General features: G+C 62.9%; 16 protein-coding genes and 2 pseudogenes. 8 read left to right on the forward strand and 10 right to left on the reverse strand.

The genetic code is table 11. The annotated features are described in order from the left end of the window. Positions 1-18 precede the first annotated feature (18 nt). The 3 genes from AA0Z93_RS18700 (at position 19) to AA0Z93_RS18710 (ending at position 2185) form a co-directional block, all read left to right on the forward strand. Entirely contained in the window at positions 19-435 is a 417-nt protein-coding gene (locus tag AA0Z93_RS18700) for a DUF3597 domain-containing protein (RefSeq protein WP_413047474.1), read from the forward strand. A gap of 343 nt (positions 436-778) precedes the next feature. Then, positions 779-1447, forward strand: a complete 669-nt coding sequence (locus tag AA0Z93_RS18705; RefSeq protein WP_413047473.1) for a hypothetical protein — start codon at positions 779-781, stop codon at positions 1445-1447. 117 nt (positions 1448-1564) lie between these two features. Next, on the forward strand, positions 1565-2185 hold the full coding sequence (locus tag AA0Z93_RS18710) for a dTMP kinase (RefSeq protein ID WP_413047472.1): 621 nt from the start codon (positions 1565-1567) through the stop codon (positions 2183-2185). Positions 2186-2292: 107 nt separating this feature from the next. Here AA0Z93_RS18710 and AA0Z93_RS18715 read toward each other — a convergent pair whose 3' ends face one another. Then, on the reverse strand, positions 2293-3579 hold the full coding sequence (locus AA0Z93_RS18715; RefSeq protein WP_413047471.1) for a DUF2254 domain-containing protein: 1287 nt from the start codon (positions 3577-3579) through the stop codon (positions 2293-2295). Between the two features lie 169 nt (positions 3580-3748). On the opposite strand from AA0Z93_RS18715, the gene AA0Z93_RS18720 reads away from it, so the two are divergent. Beyond that, positions 3749-3880 carry a hypothetical protein gene (locus AA0Z93_RS18720; RefSeq protein ID WP_413047470.1) on the forward strand — a complete coding sequence of 44 codons (132 nt, stop codon included), beginning with the start codon at positions 3749-3751 and terminating at the stop codon, positions 3878-3880. 175 nt (positions 3881-4055) lie between these two features. Here the strand turns inward: AA0Z93_RS18720 and AA0Z93_RS18725 are convergent, their stop codons facing one another. Next, positions 4056-4961 carry an alpha/beta fold hydrolase gene (locus tag AA0Z93_RS18725; protein ID WP_413047469.1) on the reverse strand — a complete coding sequence of 302 codons (906 nt, stop codon included), beginning with the start codon at positions 4959-4961 and terminating at the stop codon, positions 4056-4058. A 286-nt stretch (positions 4962-5247) separates the two neighbouring features. Here AA0Z93_RS18725 and AA0Z93_RS18730 point away from each other — a divergent pair, with 286 nt between their 5' ends. Continuing rightward, complete coding sequence (locus tag AA0Z93_RS18730) at positions 5248-5403, forward strand: DUF2256 domain-containing protein (protein ID WP_413047468.1); 156 nt, start codon at positions 5248-5250, stop codon at positions 5401-5403. A gap of 16 nt (positions 5404-5419) precedes the next feature. Here the strand turns inward: AA0Z93_RS18730 and AA0Z93_RS18735 are convergent, their stop codons facing one another. The 7 genes from AA0Z93_RS18735 to AA0Z93_RS18765 form a co-directional block, all read right to left on the reverse strand. Continuing rightward, positions 5420-6232, reverse strand: coding sequence for a helix-turn-helix transcriptional regulator (locus AA0Z93_RS18735; RefSeq protein ID WP_413047467.1), 813 nt, complete (start codon positions 6230-6232; stop codon positions 5420-5422). 141 nt (positions 6233-6373) lie between these two features. After that, on the reverse strand, positions 6374-7780 hold the full coding sequence (locus AA0Z93_RS18740) for a purine-cytosine permease family protein (RefSeq protein WP_413047466.1): 1407 nt from the start codon (positions 7778-7780) through the stop codon (positions 6374-6376). A gap of 102 nt (positions 7781-7882) precedes the next feature. Next, positions 7883-8647 (reverse strand): SDR family NAD(P)-dependent oxidoreductase, encoded by a 765-nt coding sequence (locus AA0Z93_RS18745; protein WP_413047465.1) that lies wholly within the window; start codon positions 8645-8647, stop codon positions 7883-7885. 346 nt (positions 8648-8993) lie between these two features. After that, positions 8994-9299 (reverse strand): ArsR/SmtB family transcription factor, encoded by a 306-nt coding sequence (locus AA0Z93_RS18750; protein WP_413047464.1) that lies wholly within the window; start codon positions 9297-9299, stop codon positions 8994-8996. 93 nt (positions 9300-9392) lie between these two features. Beyond that, on the reverse strand, positions 9393-10517 hold the full coding sequence (locus AA0Z93_RS18755) for an alkene reductase (RefSeq protein ID WP_413047463.1): 1125 nt from the start codon (positions 10515-10517) through the stop codon (positions 9393-9395). A gap of 331 nt (positions 10518-10848) precedes the next feature. Beyond that, positions 10849-11280, reverse strand: a complete 432-nt coding sequence (locus AA0Z93_RS18760) for a TonB-dependent receptor domain-containing protein (protein ID WP_413047462.1) — start codon at positions 11278-11280, stop codon at positions 10849-10851. A gap of 7 nt (positions 11281-11287) precedes the next feature. Beyond that, complete coding sequence (locus tag AA0Z93_RS18765) at positions 11288-12289, reverse strand: metallophosphoesterase (RefSeq protein ID WP_413047461.1); 1002 nt, start codon at positions 12287-12289, stop codon at positions 11288-11290. 55 nt (positions 12290-12344) lie between these two features. Between AA0Z93_RS18765 and AA0Z93_RS18770 the strand changes: the two genes are divergently transcribed. From AA0Z93_RS18770 to AA0Z93_RS18780, 3 genes and pseudogenes are all read left to right on the forward strand, one after another. Then, positions 12345-12686, forward strand: coding sequence for a hypothetical protein (locus AA0Z93_RS18770; protein WP_413047460.1), 342 nt, complete (start codon positions 12345-12347; stop codon positions 12684-12686). Between the two features lie 158 nt (positions 12687-12844). After that, positions 12845-13138, forward strand: a pseudogene (locus AA0Z93_RS18775) (methylated-DNA--[protein]-cysteine S-methyltransferase); the annotation flags it as partial. A 135-nt stretch (positions 13139-13273) separates the two neighbouring features. After that, positions 13274-13426, forward strand: a pseudogene (locus AA0Z93_RS18780) (IS21 family transposase); the annotation flags it as partial. 204 nt (positions 13427-13630) lie between these two features. Here AA0Z93_RS18780 and AA0Z93_RS18785 read toward each other — a convergent pair. Next, the gene (locus tag AA0Z93_RS18785; RefSeq protein ID WP_012724236.1) at positions 13631-14503 is read right to left on the reverse strand and encodes a transcriptional regulator; all 873 of its coding nucleotides are present in this window, start codon (positions 14501-14503) and stop codon (positions 13631-13633) included. Between the last annotated feature and the right edge of the window lie 8 nt (positions 14504-14511).

Raw genomic sequence — 14511 nt, forward strand, 5'->3', positions numbered from 1 at the left:
TTTATCAAGGAGAATGACATGAGCTTGTTCCATTCCATCTTGGAGAAACTCGGTTTGGGTAAGCACGCTGCGCCGTCCGCCGATGCCGCGCCAGCGCCGCAGGGCACCGGGGCCGCGCCGACCACCGGCACCGCGAGCGCGCCACAGACGTCCGGCACTGCACCGGCGGGTATGAGCCAAGTCGATGTCGCCCAGCACTTGGAGTTGCTGGCCAGCCAGCACTCCGAACAACTGAACTGGCGCACCTCGATCGTCGACCTGCTCAAACTGCTGGGTCTGGACAGCAGCCTGGGTTCGCGCAAAGAGCTGGCCAACGAACTGCACTACACCGGCTCGACCGAAGATTCCGCCGCCATGAACACCTGGCTGCACGCCCAGGTCATGAAGAAGCTGGCCGAGAACGGCGGCAAAGTACCGGCTGATCTGCTGGATTGATCCTCCAGGTTCACCAGTGAGGGGCCAAGGCCCCTGCTGGTGAAGTTCACCGCGCTCTAGCGGTGTATTCCATCCCCAGGATTCCTCCGCGTATCGACCCATCCCACGCCGTTTGGCAGCCCACCCTCTCAAATTTCTTATACACCGAACTTTCCGTGTACAAGTCGCGTCCGAGCATTGATGTCGATCGAATATCGAATAGCCATACCCCATGGCCATCAAGCGGCTGCGAACCCATGACCTGCTGTACTCCAGGCACGACCGCACCCAGCCCCCACACCGCCGACGAACACCGGCAATACCCCGGCTCAACCGGGGGCGAACGTAGAAGGAGCGCGCCTGCATGAACAAGATCTATGACGCCTTGCGAGGCCTGTTCGGCCATGACCCGGCCAACCCCGACGCACCGGGGCCGGTGTTGGTCGAGCCGGGCGAAGTGCTGTTCACGCTGCCGACCCTGGCCGACGACACTCCCCTGGTGGAGCCGTTGACCGACGCGCCGCCCCGGCACGGTCTGGTCCTGCACGAAGACGACTGGCGCCAACTCGAATTTCTGCCCGCCGCCCAGTTGCCGGAAAGCCAGCGTCTTTTGCGCGACTTCAAAACCTTCGAAGCCACCCACCGCGAGGCCTCGGGTTGGCGCCAGGCCTACCCGCGGGTGCTGAGCGAGAGCATCGTCATTCCGGGCGTCGCGGCCGAAGCCGAGTTGGTCTGCGTGTTGGGCGCGACGCCCGAACCCACGCCGCTGATCTGCACCAGTGAAACCGTGTTGGGCTGCCTGACCGGCGGCTTCAGTCTGCCTATCGGCAATGAAGTCACCTTGTATGGCTTCACCAACGCAGCCGGCATCGCCGTGCTCGGCGCTTCGCTGGGCGAGCATGCCGACCATCAGTGCCTCGTACGGGCATTCTGCGCGCTCAATGCGCGTTACGGCGTGGTGTTGGTGGATTGGTGCCAGCAGCGGGTGATCGTCGGTCAGAGCGAGCAGGGGCTCCAGGTATGGCAAGCCTGATGCGTCAAGAAGGTCGCCGGTCCGACCCGTTGCCATGACCACCCTGATCCTGCGCGCACGCCCTGCGGTGTGGTGTGACACACTGCCACGTTCTCCCGCCGCCGCGACCATCGATTCATGAACCAGACCCTGTTCGTCGCCGTCGACGGCCCCAAAGGCGTCGGCAAGACCACACTGCTCGAAGCCGTCGCCCAGGCGCTCAGGGCCGAAGGCCATACCGTGGTCCGGCTCAGCGAGCGCAACCACGACCCCCACCGCGCGGCCACCATGGCACTGGTCAACGCGCTGGCCCGAACGCCCTGCGCCGAGCTGGAGTGGCAGGTCTGCGAGCGCCTGGCCGACAGCCGCGCGTGGATCTCGCAGCAGGTGTTGCCCAAGCAGCCGCCGGGCAGCCTCATCCTCATGGACCGCTGGTACGCCTCCGACGCCGCGTTTCGTCACAAGGTGCCGTTCGCCGACATTCTGCGCCTGAACCTGGCGCGTGGCGTCCGCGTGCCGGACCTGCAGATAGGCGTGACCACCGCGCCGCAGCTGTCTTGGGCGAGGGCAGCGGCACGCCGGCAAGGGTTGCGCAGTACGGTCGTGCAGGGTTTCGACGCGCACGCGGCCTGCACGGCCGCGTTCGAGCGGGCGATGGCGGAGCATGAGGGGTGGCTGTGCCGCAACGAAGGCACCTTGGCCGCGGCGACCGCCGAGGTCGCCATGGCCATTGCCAGGCTGTGCGACGTCAGGCGTTAGCCCTTTGGGCGTGGCGCCCGATTCAGGCGTTGGTGTCGCGCGCCACCTAGTCGTCCTTAGGCGTACGACGTCGGGGGCCATGAGCCCGCAGCAGTTCCCAAGCAGACTCACAGGTTGCCGTTGAACGGCAACAACGCCTTGGCCAGTGAACGCAGCCGCGCCTTGTCCTCTTCCAGTGGCAACGCCAATTCGGCCCGCTTGAGCAGCAGGCCGGCATGCACCTGGCACTCCCGGGCAAACCGCTCGGGCGCGACCTGCGCGAGGCTCGCCAGCGACTTGACGAAGCGGATGTCGATCTCCAACAGCCCCGCGCCGTCCCGGGCGATCAGGGTGAAGAAGTCGTCGAACAGATCCTGGACTTCGATGCCGCGCACATGCACGCGGCGGCACTCCGGTTCGATGCCTTCGGCAGCCGGCGCCTGCAAAGCCCAGGCTGAAAGACAACGCACGCCGCGGCCGATCACATCGATCGCCGTACCGGAGTCATTGGTGGCCGGCGACAGCGCACGCGAGGCGATCTCGGCCAGCACCGACAGCGCGAAGCGCGGGTCCTGATCGAACGACCGACGCAGGCCGATGGTCAAGGCGGCCAGTACATCGGCGTCCAATGCGTCGTCGGCCGTGCCGTCCTGGTCCCAGACGATACGCGCCAAAGGCGCGCCGATGTGCACGAAACTGCCCGGCAGCACATCCAGATAGAGCTCGACCCGGTGCGTCTTGGCTACGGCGGCCAGCGCGCTCACATCGACGTGCTGGACATAGCCCGTATCGCTGCTCAGCACCGTGGTGGCGGTGGCCGGCGGAGTAAAATCGCTCGGATAGGCCGCCGCCCCAAGAAACGGCCATTCGGCCCTGCGCCGCAGAGCGACCAAAGCCGCGCGCTCGACCCGGTCGATGGTCTCGCCGACCCGGCCGAGCTTGGACAGGTGGTCGATCCAGCGCAGCAGCGTGTACACGATCAGGATCACCACCAGCATCGTCACCGCGAACAGCACCACGCGTCCTTGCGCCCCGTAGGCCCCCGTGCTCAACGCGATGATGCCGACCAAGCTGAACAGGAACGAGCCGATGAACGTGGCCAAGGCGTTCTGCGTGGTCGAGTCCTCCATCACCAGGGTGGTGGCGCGCGGGGTGACGCCGCTGCTGGCCGCGCTGTAGGCCGAGACCATCGTACTCAGCGAAAAGGTGGTCACCGCCAGCATGCTCGACGCGATGATGCCGAGGATCTTGTCCACCGAATCGGCACCGACCTTGGCCGGCAGCGTGGGTGGCACGAAGTCGCGAAAGACGATGGCCAGCAGTGCCGTGACCACGCCCGCGAGGGAGAACAGCGTGGCGCGGAACCAGAGCCGCTTCGTGGTTTGGCCCAAAGCCCAGCGCCAGCGAGCGATCATGCAGGTCTCCTTGAAGATGAGTGCGTTGGCCGATTGAGTGGATTTGCGGCGCGATAGTTTCATTGCCGCCGGCGAACCAGGACCGCCTCGAGCGCGGCTGGCCAGCTGCGCTTTGGAACATATCGCCTTGCGGCCTTCTCCAATGATCCACCCACTGGAGGAAACACCCATGCAACCGCAAACCGAAGGTCTCGAAGAGCAAGGGCCAAGCAAGGTGCCTTACGTCAACGATCCGCAGAAACCTGCCAACCCCCCGAGCGAAACCGAAGAAGAAGACGAGGCGGAGGGTGAGGAGTATTGAAGCGATGGGTCGGGCCAGGTGAAGCCCGGCCAGGTAAGGCCCGGCCAGGCGAGGCCCGGCCAGCTAAGCGCTGGGCATGTCACAAAAGGCCCGGCCGGGCCTGCCCCGCACTAGGCCGCTACGAGTCTGAGCCACACCGACTCGCTCATGCGGCCTTGGGCGCGGGCCGAGCCATTCAGCGATCCGCCTTGTCCGAGAGACTCAGCAGGTCGAGCACCGCCTCCGCGAACACCAGCGGCGCTTCCTGCGGCGCGTTGTGCCCCACCCCTTCGATGCGCGTGCGCCGCACCGGCCCTTCGAACCGTTGCAACGCCAGCGTCTCGGGCAGCGGCGGGGCCACACCGTCGTTGTTGCCCGAAAGGATCACACTGGGCACGGCAATCTGCGGCTGTCGCGCGAGCCCGGCCTCGATGTCGGCATAGCGCGGGTCGCCCGCGACCAGCCCGAAGCGGTGCCGATAGGAATGGATCACCACCTCGACGAAGTCGGGATTGTGGAACGCCTCTGCGGTCGCCTGGAATTGCGCGTCGGTGAAGCGCCAGGTCGGCGACCACTGCGACCAGAGCAGACGGCACAGCGCTTCGCGATGCGCCGTCAGGCCGGCCTGGCCGCGCGCACCGTGGAAATAGTACTGGTACCACAGCCGTGCCTCGGCGTCGGGCGCGGCGGGCTGCTGACCATTGGCGATGTCCTGGATGTTGTAGCCCGGTTCGCAACTCACCAGGCCCATGACCCGCTCCGGCCACAGCGCCGACACCACGCAGGCCGCTCGTCCGCCCCAGTCGTAACCGGCGAGCACGGCCTTGGGCAGGTTCAGCGCATCCATCAACGCCAGCAGGTCGGCGCCGAGCGCGGCTTGTTCTCCCGAACGGGGGGTGGCGGGGTCGAGGAAACGCGTCGCACCGTAGCCGCGCAGAAAGGGGACGATGCAGCGGCAACCGGCGGCGGTGAGCAGGTCGGCGACCTCGTCATAGGCATGCGGGTCGTAGGGGAAACCATGCAGCAGGATGATGGCCGGGGCATCGGCGTCGCCGAGGTCCCGATAGGCGACGTCGAGGACGCCGGCGTGGATGTTTTTCATTGAGGCCTCGCGTTGCTGGAGTGGAGGGCGTCGCGGCGGAGCGCGTGAACGTATGACCTGCGTGAGGGGTTGGATCGTTCAGTGGAGCGTGAGCCTTATCTGCGTCGACCAGGGCAGCCAGGCTTTCTGATCTGTGTGTAGAGGCGGGCCCAGTCTCAGCGCGGGTAGGGCGGCCACGCCTCTGCACACCACCCTCGAACTGCGAGCCGGCACGCGGGGTCCAATGCAGGGCTCGAAACCTGGGTTCCGAGCGTCCCCCATCGCCGCCGACCGGAGACAGGCACAGGTGAAAAAAAGCGAGCTTCCCGAGAAAACCTGCGTGGTCTGCCAGCGGCCCTTCACTTGGCGCAAGAAATGGGAGCGCTGCTGGGACGAGGTGCGCTACTGCTCCGAACGCTGCCGTCGGCAGCGCAATACGGCGCAAGCCACCGACGCGCAGTGAGGCATCCCGGCTGACGCTATGCGCCTTCGTCCTGACGCCCCACCTTGGCGATGTAGCCGATGAACAAACGGAACAGCTCCGCGTGGCTGGAGATGCCCAAGCGTTGATAGAGATTGTGCTTGTGCACCTTCACCGTGCCTTCGGAGATGCCCAGCTGCTGCGCGATGGACGCGTTGCTATGGCCTTGCAGCAAGAATCTGGCGATGTAACGCTGGGCTTCGGTGAGCTGGCCCAGCGCGCCCACGAAGGCGCTTTCCAGTTGGCTGTCGCCGTCCAGGCCTTCCAGCGACTGCGGCAGTTGCCGTCCATGCTGTTCCAATACGGCGCGCACCAATGGCGCCAATCGTTGCAGGCAATCGACCTCGACATCGCTGAACGGCCCGTGCTTACGGGCTTTCATCAGGGTGAACACCAGCGCCGCACGGGCCTGCAACTGCACGATGTAGCCGATTTCGTCGATCTGCGTGCCATGTGTGGACGACACGCAGGGGTGCAGGTCGGGCGAAATGGCGAAGCCTGAAGAAAAGAAGCTGTCCGGCGCCAGTTCGCTCATGCGCCACAGGCCGCCCGGATGGCGGTGGGTACTGGCCACATAGAACGGATCGAGCAGGTACCCGCCGCGGCTGTAGGCCTGTAGCGTGCGCGCCGAGACCTGGCCGTGGTAGCCGTCGTGCAACAACTCGGCAGGCTGATCGAAGCGAAAGAGGTACAGGCAGCTCATGTCGAACCCGACCTTGCCTTCGAGCAGGGCGCAGAGGGCGCGGCCCATGCTGGGACCGCCGATGGCGGCGACCAGTTTCGCCACGGCATTGGCATCCTGGCTGTTCATCTCGAGGCTCCTGGGCAAGGCACCGAACGCTGCGACGCGGCCGGTGTCGATGGGGGGCCGTGAAACATATCAGAAACCTCTGCCGCAAGCGGACCCGCCATCCGCGAAGGCGGGCTCAGGCTGCGGCAGACTGCGCGAACCTCAAGCGCTGTTGAGTGGACTGAGCGGGGCGGTGACCGGGCCCGGCGCGTCGAACGCCGTCAAGTGCAGTCGCTTGTTGCGGTTGACCAGGTAGTACAGCACCCCAGGCACGACCAGGCCGGGCAGCCAGGAGATATCGGTGCCGATCAGGTGCGCGATCGGGCCCTTGTAGAACGACAGCTCCATGAAGGGAATCTGGATCAGTACGGCCACGGCGTAGATCGACAGTGTGGTCCAGTTGACGCGCCCGTAGATGCCGTTGACGTCGTACATCGCCGCCACGCTGTAGCGGCCCTTGCGCACCCAGTAGTAGTCCGCCAGGTTGATCGCGCTCCACGGCACCAGCACGTACACCTGGCCGATCAGGATGTCGCTGAAATAGGCGCCGAAGTTGTACTGCGCGGCGATGGCGATCCAGGTCACGATCACCGCGACGATGGCCATGATCACGAACTTGGCCAGCTTGCCGATGCGCACGGTGCCCTTGAAGCCGGTGAAGATGGTGGTCGTGGACATGTACGAGCTGTACAGGTTCATCACATTCCACTCCAGCACGCCGACGATGATGATGAAGTACGCCAGTTGCTCGTAACCGGGGAACAGCCTGGCGATGGCGCTGCCGGGGTCGGCGATCACGTCCATGGCGGCGCTCGCCATGATCGCCCCCAGCAGCATCACCACCGAAGAACCCACCACGATGCCGAGGTAGCTGTACCAGAAGGTCGAGCGGGTCGTCGTGCTGGTCGGCAGATAGCGCGAGTAGTCGGCCACGTAAGGGCCTGCGCCAAGCGTCCAGGAAGCCGCCTGGGTCACCACCAGACAGAAGGTGGCGAACTTGAAGGTGCTCCCCGACACCTGCCAGACCCCGGCCGGCAAGCCACGACTGAGCACCACGTAGGCCGCCAGGGCGAACACGATGCCCGACAGCACGCTCATCCACACGCCAAGGCGATGGATCAGCTCGTAGCCGACGTAGCCGACGATCAGCGTCAACACGCCGAAGAGGATGATCGCGTCGTTATCCGATACCGGCACCACCGCCTTGATCGAGTCGCGCATCACCACGCCGTTGGCCGCCGTGAACAGGATGTAGGCGAGCACCACGATGGCCAGCGGCAGGCCGGCGCCGACCACGCCGAATTGCGCACGGCTCTGGATCATCTGCGGGATGCCCAGGTGCGGGCCTTGTGCCGAATGCGCGGCCATGAAAATGGAGCCGATCAGGTTGCCCAACAGCAAACCGATGAAGGTCCAGCCCAGATTGAGGCCGGCCACCACGCCCAGGGCGCCGATCACCATGGTGGTGACCTGCATGTTGGCGCTGCACCAGATGGTGAACAGGCGCTTGGGCGAACCGTAACGTTCATTCTCGGGAATGAACTCGACGCTTCTGCTTTCGATTTCCATGAATCGTTCCTTCTTGCCGAGGTGTTGTAGGTATTGTTCTGGCAGTACAGGTCTTGGCGAGCCGCGCCTCGTTCTCGAGGCATTGGGCGCGGTCTCGGGGTATCAGGCGGCGGTGTAGCCGTTGTCGACGAACAGGTGCGTGCCGTTGACGAAGCTCGATTCGTCGCTGGCCAGGAACAGCGCGGCCTTGGCCACTTCGTCCGGGTCGCACAGACGGCCCTGCATGGAGTGCAACATGTCGTCGGAGATGTGCGTGCCGTGTTCGCGCAAGAGGTCGAGTTCGCGGCGGCCATGGGCGGTGCCGATGAAGCCCGGGCAGATGGCGTTGCTGCGGATGTTGCGCTCCCGGAACTCCACGGCGATGGCGCGAGCGAACATGTGGCAGGCGCCTTTGCTGGTGCAATACAGCACTTCCATGGGCGTGCCGACCACACCGGAGATCGACGAAGTGCAGATCACGCTGCCGCCGCCGGCCGCCAGCATGCCGGGCAGCACCGCGCGGGTCACCAGGTACATGCTTTTGACGTTGATCGCCATCAGCCGGTCCCAGTCGTGTTCGGTGGTCTCCAGGAAGGGGCCGACGTGGATGGTCCCGGCGTGGTTCATCAGCACCGTGATCGCGCCCCACAACCCCTCGACCTGGGCCACGGCCGCTTGAACCTGTGCACCGTCGGACACGTCCGTGGCGATGAAGCAGGCGCTGCCACCGGCCGCCTCGATACGCTCGGCGACGTTGACGCCATCGCTGCTCGGCAGATCGAGAATCGCCACCTTGGCGCCTTCGGCCGCGAACAACTGCGACGCCGCCAGACCGCATCCTCCGGCGCCGCCGGTGATCAGCGCCACTTTTCCCGCAAGACGTCCCATTGCCGTTCTCCTTGTTGTCTCGTGCATGAGCGATGCACAGAAACTAAGAGCGGGCGGGGCGGGGGTCCATATGCCGAAGGGTATACGTGTCGGATTTTCCGCGGTCTCGAGGGGCGGGCATGCTGGATCACGTCGAGCGCCGTCGCGGCGGCACTGCGATGAATCTTCTAACGGATGGGGGTCGTAACTCGAGGGCGAGGCGAACGCTCGCGGATATGCGAGCGCGCCAGGATGGGCTCTGTCCAGGTAATGGGTGTGCCCTTGGGCAGGCCGTGCGCCCGATCAGCAGTCGAGAGGGGGACGATGCGTGGGCTCGGAATCTGTTGCGTCGCGGTGCGGCTATCGATCAGATCGTCTTGCCCAGCACTTCGAGCAACTGCGCGACCTTTTCTTCGTTGCGCTTGTAGTAGGTCCACGGCCCGATGCGCTGCGAGGTCACCAACTGCGCGCGCTGCAGCGCCGCCAGGTAGTTCGACACCGTCGACTGGGACAGCTTGACCCGCTCCTGGATGATGCCCACGCACACGCCGATCTGCTCCGGGTCCGCCTGTTGCTCGGGGAAGTTTTCCCGCGGGTTCTTCAGCAGGGTCAGGATGGTCAGCCGAGTGGGATTGTCCAGGGCCTTGAGCGCTTCAATGAGATCGATGGGCATGACGAGACATAGGTAGCGGGGAATAGGCGCGATGTTACCGGTTTTCCGCAGGGCGTGCTGCACGCATCCCCAGGACGCATGCAGCCAGGTGCCTCAACCCTGGTAACGCGGGTAGTCGATGTAGCCGATCTCGGTGCCGCCGTACATGCTGCTCGGATCGACCGGGTTCAGCGGCCAGCCGTTGGCGATGCGCGCGGGCAGGTCGGGGTTGGCGATGAACGGCCGGCCGAACCCGGCCAGATCCGCCCAGCCGCCCTCGATGGCCGCCGCCGCACGCTCGGCCGTGTACTTGCCGGCATACAGGATGCGCCCGCTGAATGCTGCGCGCACCGCTTGGCGGAACGCTGCCGGCAGCTCGGGCGCACCGTCCCAATCGGCCTCGGCCAGAGAGAGGTAGGCGATGCCCACCTGTTCGAGGATCTTCACCGCTTCGACGTAGGTCTGCTGCGGATCGTCTTCCACCAGGCCCAAGTAAGCGCGCGCCTCGTCGGTGGTGGCGAACAGCGGCGAGAAGCGCACGCCCAGCCGCTCGGCGCCGACCACCTCGGCCACGGCCTCGGTGATCTCGCGCAGGAAACGCAGACGGTTCGGCAGGGAACCGCCGTATTCGTCGGTGCGCTGGTTGGTGTGCGCCGAGATGAACTGGTTGACCAGATAACCGTTGGCGCAGTGCAGTTCGACGCCATCGAATCCGGCTTCCAGCGCATTACGCGCGGCTTGGGCGTACAGCTGCACCAGGTCCTTCACTTCGGCGGTGGACAGCGCGCGGGGCGCAGAGGGGTCGGCCAATGCGCCGGCGCCAGGGCCGGTTTCGACGAACACCTGCACCCGCGTGGTGCCCAGTGCGGAAGGCGCGACCGGCGCGTCGCCGTTGGGTTGCAGCGAAGTGTGCGAGACGCGGCCCACGTGCCACAACTGGGCGAAGATCACACCACCTTCGGCATGCACGGCCTGGGTGACTTTCTTCCAGCCCTCGATCTGCTCGGCGGTGTGGATGCCAGGGGTCCAGGCGTAGCCTTGGCCGCGGGGTTCGATCTGGGTGCCTTCGGTGACGATCAAGCCGGCGCTGGCGCGTTGGCGGTAGTAGTCGGCCATCAGGTCGTTGGGCACATCGCCGGGTTGGCTGCTGCGCGAGCGGGTCAGCGGGGGCATGACTATGCGGTTGCGCAGGGTGTAAGGGCCGAGGGTGGTAGGGGTGAAGAGGGAAGCGTGGTTCATTTCAAAAATCTACATATCGAGAATTACAGATATGACAGGGCGTGAGCCCTGCCCAGGTCAAGCGGTGGCAGCGAGCGGTGGCCGACGAACAGCAGCGCTCACGGCGGACCGGTGGCGCACAGCCTACACCCCATATCTATAAATGCAAATATCCAGATTGGCGGCGCGCAGCGCGTGCCGTGTACCGAGCAAGGACAGGTGGCCGTACACGCCGCTACGGATCGACCTGGCAGGAGCCGACGGCGTCGAGGTTCCGAGGCGTGGCAGATGCTGCGATCGCTGCTTGACCGAGCCACAGAAGCTGGAATTCTCCTGTGGCAGTCCATGTGCGTCAGTAGCGCACTTCTACCGCCACATAAGCACCGATGCCGTCGCCGGGATACAGCGCCGCCGTATCCTGGCCGTTGGCGTTGTAGATCGGCTGTACGGCCGTGACGTACTTCTTGTTGGCCAGGTTCTTCACGTCCAGCGACACTTTCCAGTCTTTGTTCGGCGCCTCTAAGCCCACGTTGGCGCCGAAGAGGGTATAGGAGGGCGCATAGAAGGTGTTGGCGTAGTCGACTGCGGTGCGTGACGCCGATTGCACGTTCACCCCGGTGTAGAAACCGCTGGGGTGTTCGTATTGCAACTCGCCCTGATAGATGTGCTTGGGAATGCCAGGTAACTGATTGTGGCTAAAGGTCGGGTCATGGCGGTAGTAGAAGTCGTTGTAGGTATAGACCTGGCGGAAGCTGGCATGCTCGCTGGGTTGGTTTTTTTCCACAGGCCGATCAGGCCAGCAAGCGCCGCAGAAGCCCTTCGATCTGAGTGTCCTTGTGTTTGGCACAGAGCGCGTCGAGCTGCGCACTCCGTCGTTCACCACTCGCCAGGCTCAGCCCATGCAGCGCGTTGACCAGTTGTTGCTGCTGTTCGATACCTTCGCGTACGTCCTGCCACATCGAATCGACCCGCTTGGCCATCAATTCCAGCTCGGTGGCCAGAGCCCGTGAATCGGGGAGGGCGTGGCTGTTCACCGCCGAGCGGAGCGCCTCGGCGCATTGCCCGAGCGACCGAATTTGCTCGCCTAGACATTCGGCCTGCTCGATCGATGCAGCGACGCCCTCGACGAACACCCGGTCTTGCTGAACATCGAAAATGGCCAGTGGGCCTTCGGCGCCACCGTTGATGTCCAACGCCAGGACATTGCCCAGCCTGAGCGGCTGTGGCGTCCAGGTATGGCCGACGCACACGCGCCATACACCCGGCACGCCACCACGGTGGTGCCCGACGATTCGATCCCGGCCCCACAAGGCGATGTCCTCAAGTGCCGGGTTGTCGAGCTGTTCAACGAAGCTGGGCCAGGCCATGCCTGCCGGCACATCAGCATGGACGACGCCGACGATGCCCCGATCCGACTCGATTTCTATGGCGATCGGCAGGCTTCTGAGTTTGCCAATGATCATGGCTTTGGACTCGTCAGCGATGGTCATCCACCAGCCGGCGCCATGGGCCGAATAGCGTGCTTCGGGGTTGGCTTCATAGGCGTCGATCAACATTCGTTCGTGGTTGCCTTGGACGGTGAAGAACCAGGGTTCGCCGAGCAGTTTCAGGCCGTCCAGGACGCCACGGCCGCGGTCGATCAGATCGCCCACGGCGATTAGCCGGTCCTGGGTCTTGTCGAAGCGCAGTGCGTGGAGCGCGCGGTGGAGATCGGTGGTTTTGAAGTGAATGTCGCCGACGACGAAGTCGCGGCCGTGGGGGTTCTTGGGGAGTTGGAGGACTTTGGGGTGCATGGGGACGTGTGGCTCCGTGCCCGGGTGGAGGCTGTCCATTTTCCGCTTTTGAAGTATGAAGGTCGAGGAAAACCGCTGGTTTGATAACGATTTGCGTGACTCTTTGGCACGGGAATATCAAGGGGTCTTAACCGAACGCTCTCTTAAGGGAATCTGTGAGAAGCCTTGGCGAGCGTTGGGTTCAGGTGCGCAGCAGGACGTGGCCGGTCGTTGCAGACTTGACTGGCACAACTGCGTTAGGAGGACCATTCGCGTAAGCCATAACTTGATTGATGCACCAATCGCGATACAAGTGGAAAGCCCCAAAGCCCCGTATTTCCTAGGCCAAACCGAGCCCTTTGATAAATTAGTGGAACCATTTATGGTTTTTCCGCTGAAGAAACAAAATAAATCGTGATTTTCCACCAATTATTTTCACCAGATTCGTGATTTTCCACTGATTGATTGAAGCGATTTTTGAACCAATATGTACGTAACTCACGCGAAGTTTTCAGCTGGACGAGATGGGGTAGAGCGGGTCACTGCCACGCCTTTCCATCAAGGCATTAGCGGTCGCCTTGGCTCACTTTTGACAGGCTTGTGTGGGCAGAGCTTCTAAAAATCGACTATGGAACCATTTCAACCTACGGTGCCATCGCTAGGGGCATCGGTAAGCCAGGTGCAAGCCAAGCAGTGGGCAATGCAAATAGACACAATCGCTTATCTATTGTCGTGCCCTGTCACCGTGTCATAGCGACAAATGGTGCACTCGCCGGATATGGCGGAGGACAGCCCAGGAAAGAATTTTTACTGCGTTTGGAGAAGACCCCTTTGCAAATGACTCAACAGAACGAATTCCTGTTGAATTAGTTGCTAAGCAGTGTTGCCGCTGACCGAAAACTGACCCAGTAGAGGCTGTTCTGCCGACTGAAAACTGACCCAGGTGTTCAACTACTTCTGCTCACTTTTTGAGCAGGAGAACACAGGGGGATCAGCATGGAAATGTTGGGGAAAATCCGGCGGATGTACTTCCGCGACAAGCTCTCGCTCCATCAGATAGCCAAGCGTACCGGGCTTTCTACAAACACCATCCGAAAACGGGTCAGAGCGCCCCAAGCCACTCAGCCAGCGTACCAACGGTGCGCAACCTTTCAAGAACGTCGTGATACTCAAATATCTGGAATCCATTCCGTAGGCCTCCGAGCTGATGAGGCATATTGCCTTTCCAACGGCAGCGATCCAGCTGATCCTCTGAGTAAGGGGCATCCGCTGTGGTGCAGCTGGTAATTGCTGTTGGATGTGATCAAGCCCTACCTGCGCGATATGCGTGAGTTGTTTACACATTCACGGTGCTGCCCAGGTCTAGTAGAGCCACTGGCTGAGCTCGTCCAGGTTAGCCACGATGAGCTGCTGGGCGCTTGGTTTCATATGCATTTTGGCGGTATCGATCTGGTAGCGATTCAAGACGTACTGAACCAACGCGCCGCGGGTTTCTATCATCAACTGTCCGTTCTCCATTCCGTAATCGGCTTCGAGAATGGCCCGCTGCCCAGCCTTCAATCTCGAATCCGCTTCCAGGATCACTGTCGCCGGCGTCGTCCACCCAGGGTCGAGCTGACGTGAATGCTCTGTGAAATCATTCATCAGCTCCGGAGTACCCCGAAACCGGCTCAATACAAAATCACGGTACTCACCATTTTTCTCGCAGTATGCACGCACGTGCCAGCGCATGCCGGTATGGATAAGCGTATGCGGCGCAATGAGTCGGGTTTCCCCATCTGGCGTTTTGAAAGAAGCGTACTCACACTCAAGTCGTTGACCTTCTCGACAAGCCTTCAATAACGGCCTAAGCACTTCGGGGCGGATAGAGCGATCCTGCACGTCAAGGATGTCAATGTGCGCATACGCCAACGTCAGTCCTTCAATGTGCGGAGCCCGCTCGTGATTCTGGTTCAGCAGGTGCAGATATGCACTTGCACTTTCCTTCATGAACAGTGGTTTGAAATGCTTGGTGGGTACGTAACCTTTTAGGTGCTTGTCATACGATAGATTTCGGGGCGCATGCTCATCGATGTAGGTGTTGATGTCCTTCGACGCCTGCTGACGACTGATGCCAAAGCTCTGCATCAAGTGCCCCGTGGTCAGGCGACCTTCCCACCAGGCAACGGTCTCTATCAGTTTGTAACGCAATGCCAAATCCCAGCGTACAGCCTCAATCGCTTTCGCCCGTTTCATACCGTCAC

Origin of the sequence: Pseudomonas phoenicis, from assembly GCF_047302395.1 — a bacterium.
Classification (GTDB): Bacteria; Pseudomonadota; Gammaproteobacteria; order Pseudomonadales; family Pseudomonadaceae; genus Aquipseudomonas.

Coding starts and splice junctions, on each gene's coding strand:
- AA0Z93_RS18700 (WP_413047474.1), top strand. CDS start 19: ATGAGCTTGTTCCATTCCATCTTGGAGAAACTCGGTTTGGGTAAGCAC.
- AA0Z93_RS18705 (WP_413047473.1), top strand. CDS start 779: ATGAACAAGATCTATGACGCCTTGCGAGGCCTGTTCGGCCATGACCCG.
- AA0Z93_RS18710 (WP_413047472.1), top strand. CDS start 1,565: ATGAACCAGACCCTGTTCGTCGCCGTCGACGGCCCCAAAGGCGTCGGC.
- AA0Z93_RS18715 (WP_413047471.1), bottom strand. CDS start 3,579: ATGATCGCTCGCTGGCGCTGGGCTTTGGGCCAAACCACGAAGCGGCTC.
- AA0Z93_RS18720 (WP_413047470.1), top strand. CDS start 3,749: ATGCAACCGCAAACCGAAGGTCTCGAAGAGCAAGGGCCAAGCAAGGTG.
- AA0Z93_RS18725 (WP_413047469.1), bottom strand. CDS start 4,961: ATGAAAAACATCCACGCCGGCGTCCTCGACGTCGCCTATCGGGACCTC.
- AA0Z93_RS18735 (WP_413047467.1), bottom strand. CDS start 6,232: ATGAACAGCCAGGATGCCAATGCCGTGGCGAAACTGGTCGCCGCCATC.
- AA0Z93_RS18740 (WP_413047466.1), bottom strand. CDS start 7,780: ATGGAAATCGAAAGCAGAAGCGTCGAGTTCATTCCCGAGAATGAACGT.
- AA0Z93_RS18745 (WP_413047465.1), bottom strand. CDS start 8,647: ATGGGACGTCTTGCGGGAAAAGTGGCGCTGATCACCGGCGGCGCCGGA.
- AA0Z93_RS18750 (WP_413047464.1), bottom strand. CDS start 9,299: ATGCCCATCGATCTCATTGAAGCGCTCAAGGCCCTGGACAATCCCACT.
- AA0Z93_RS18755 (WP_413047463.1), bottom strand. CDS start 10,517: ATGAACCACGCTTCCCTCTTCACCCCTACCACCCTCGGCCCTTACACC.
- AA0Z93_RS18765 (WP_413047461.1), bottom strand. CDS start 12,289: ATGCACCCCAAAGTCCTCCAACTCCCCAAGAACCCCCACGGCCGCGAC.
- AA0Z93_RS18770 (WP_413047460.1), top strand. CDS start 12,345: ATGAAGGTCGAGGAAAACCGCTGGTTTGATAACGATTTGCGTGACTCT.
- AA0Z93_RS18785 (WP_012724236.1), bottom strand. CDS start 14,503: ATGAAACGGGCGAAAGCGATTGAGGCTGTACGCTGGGATTTGGCATTG.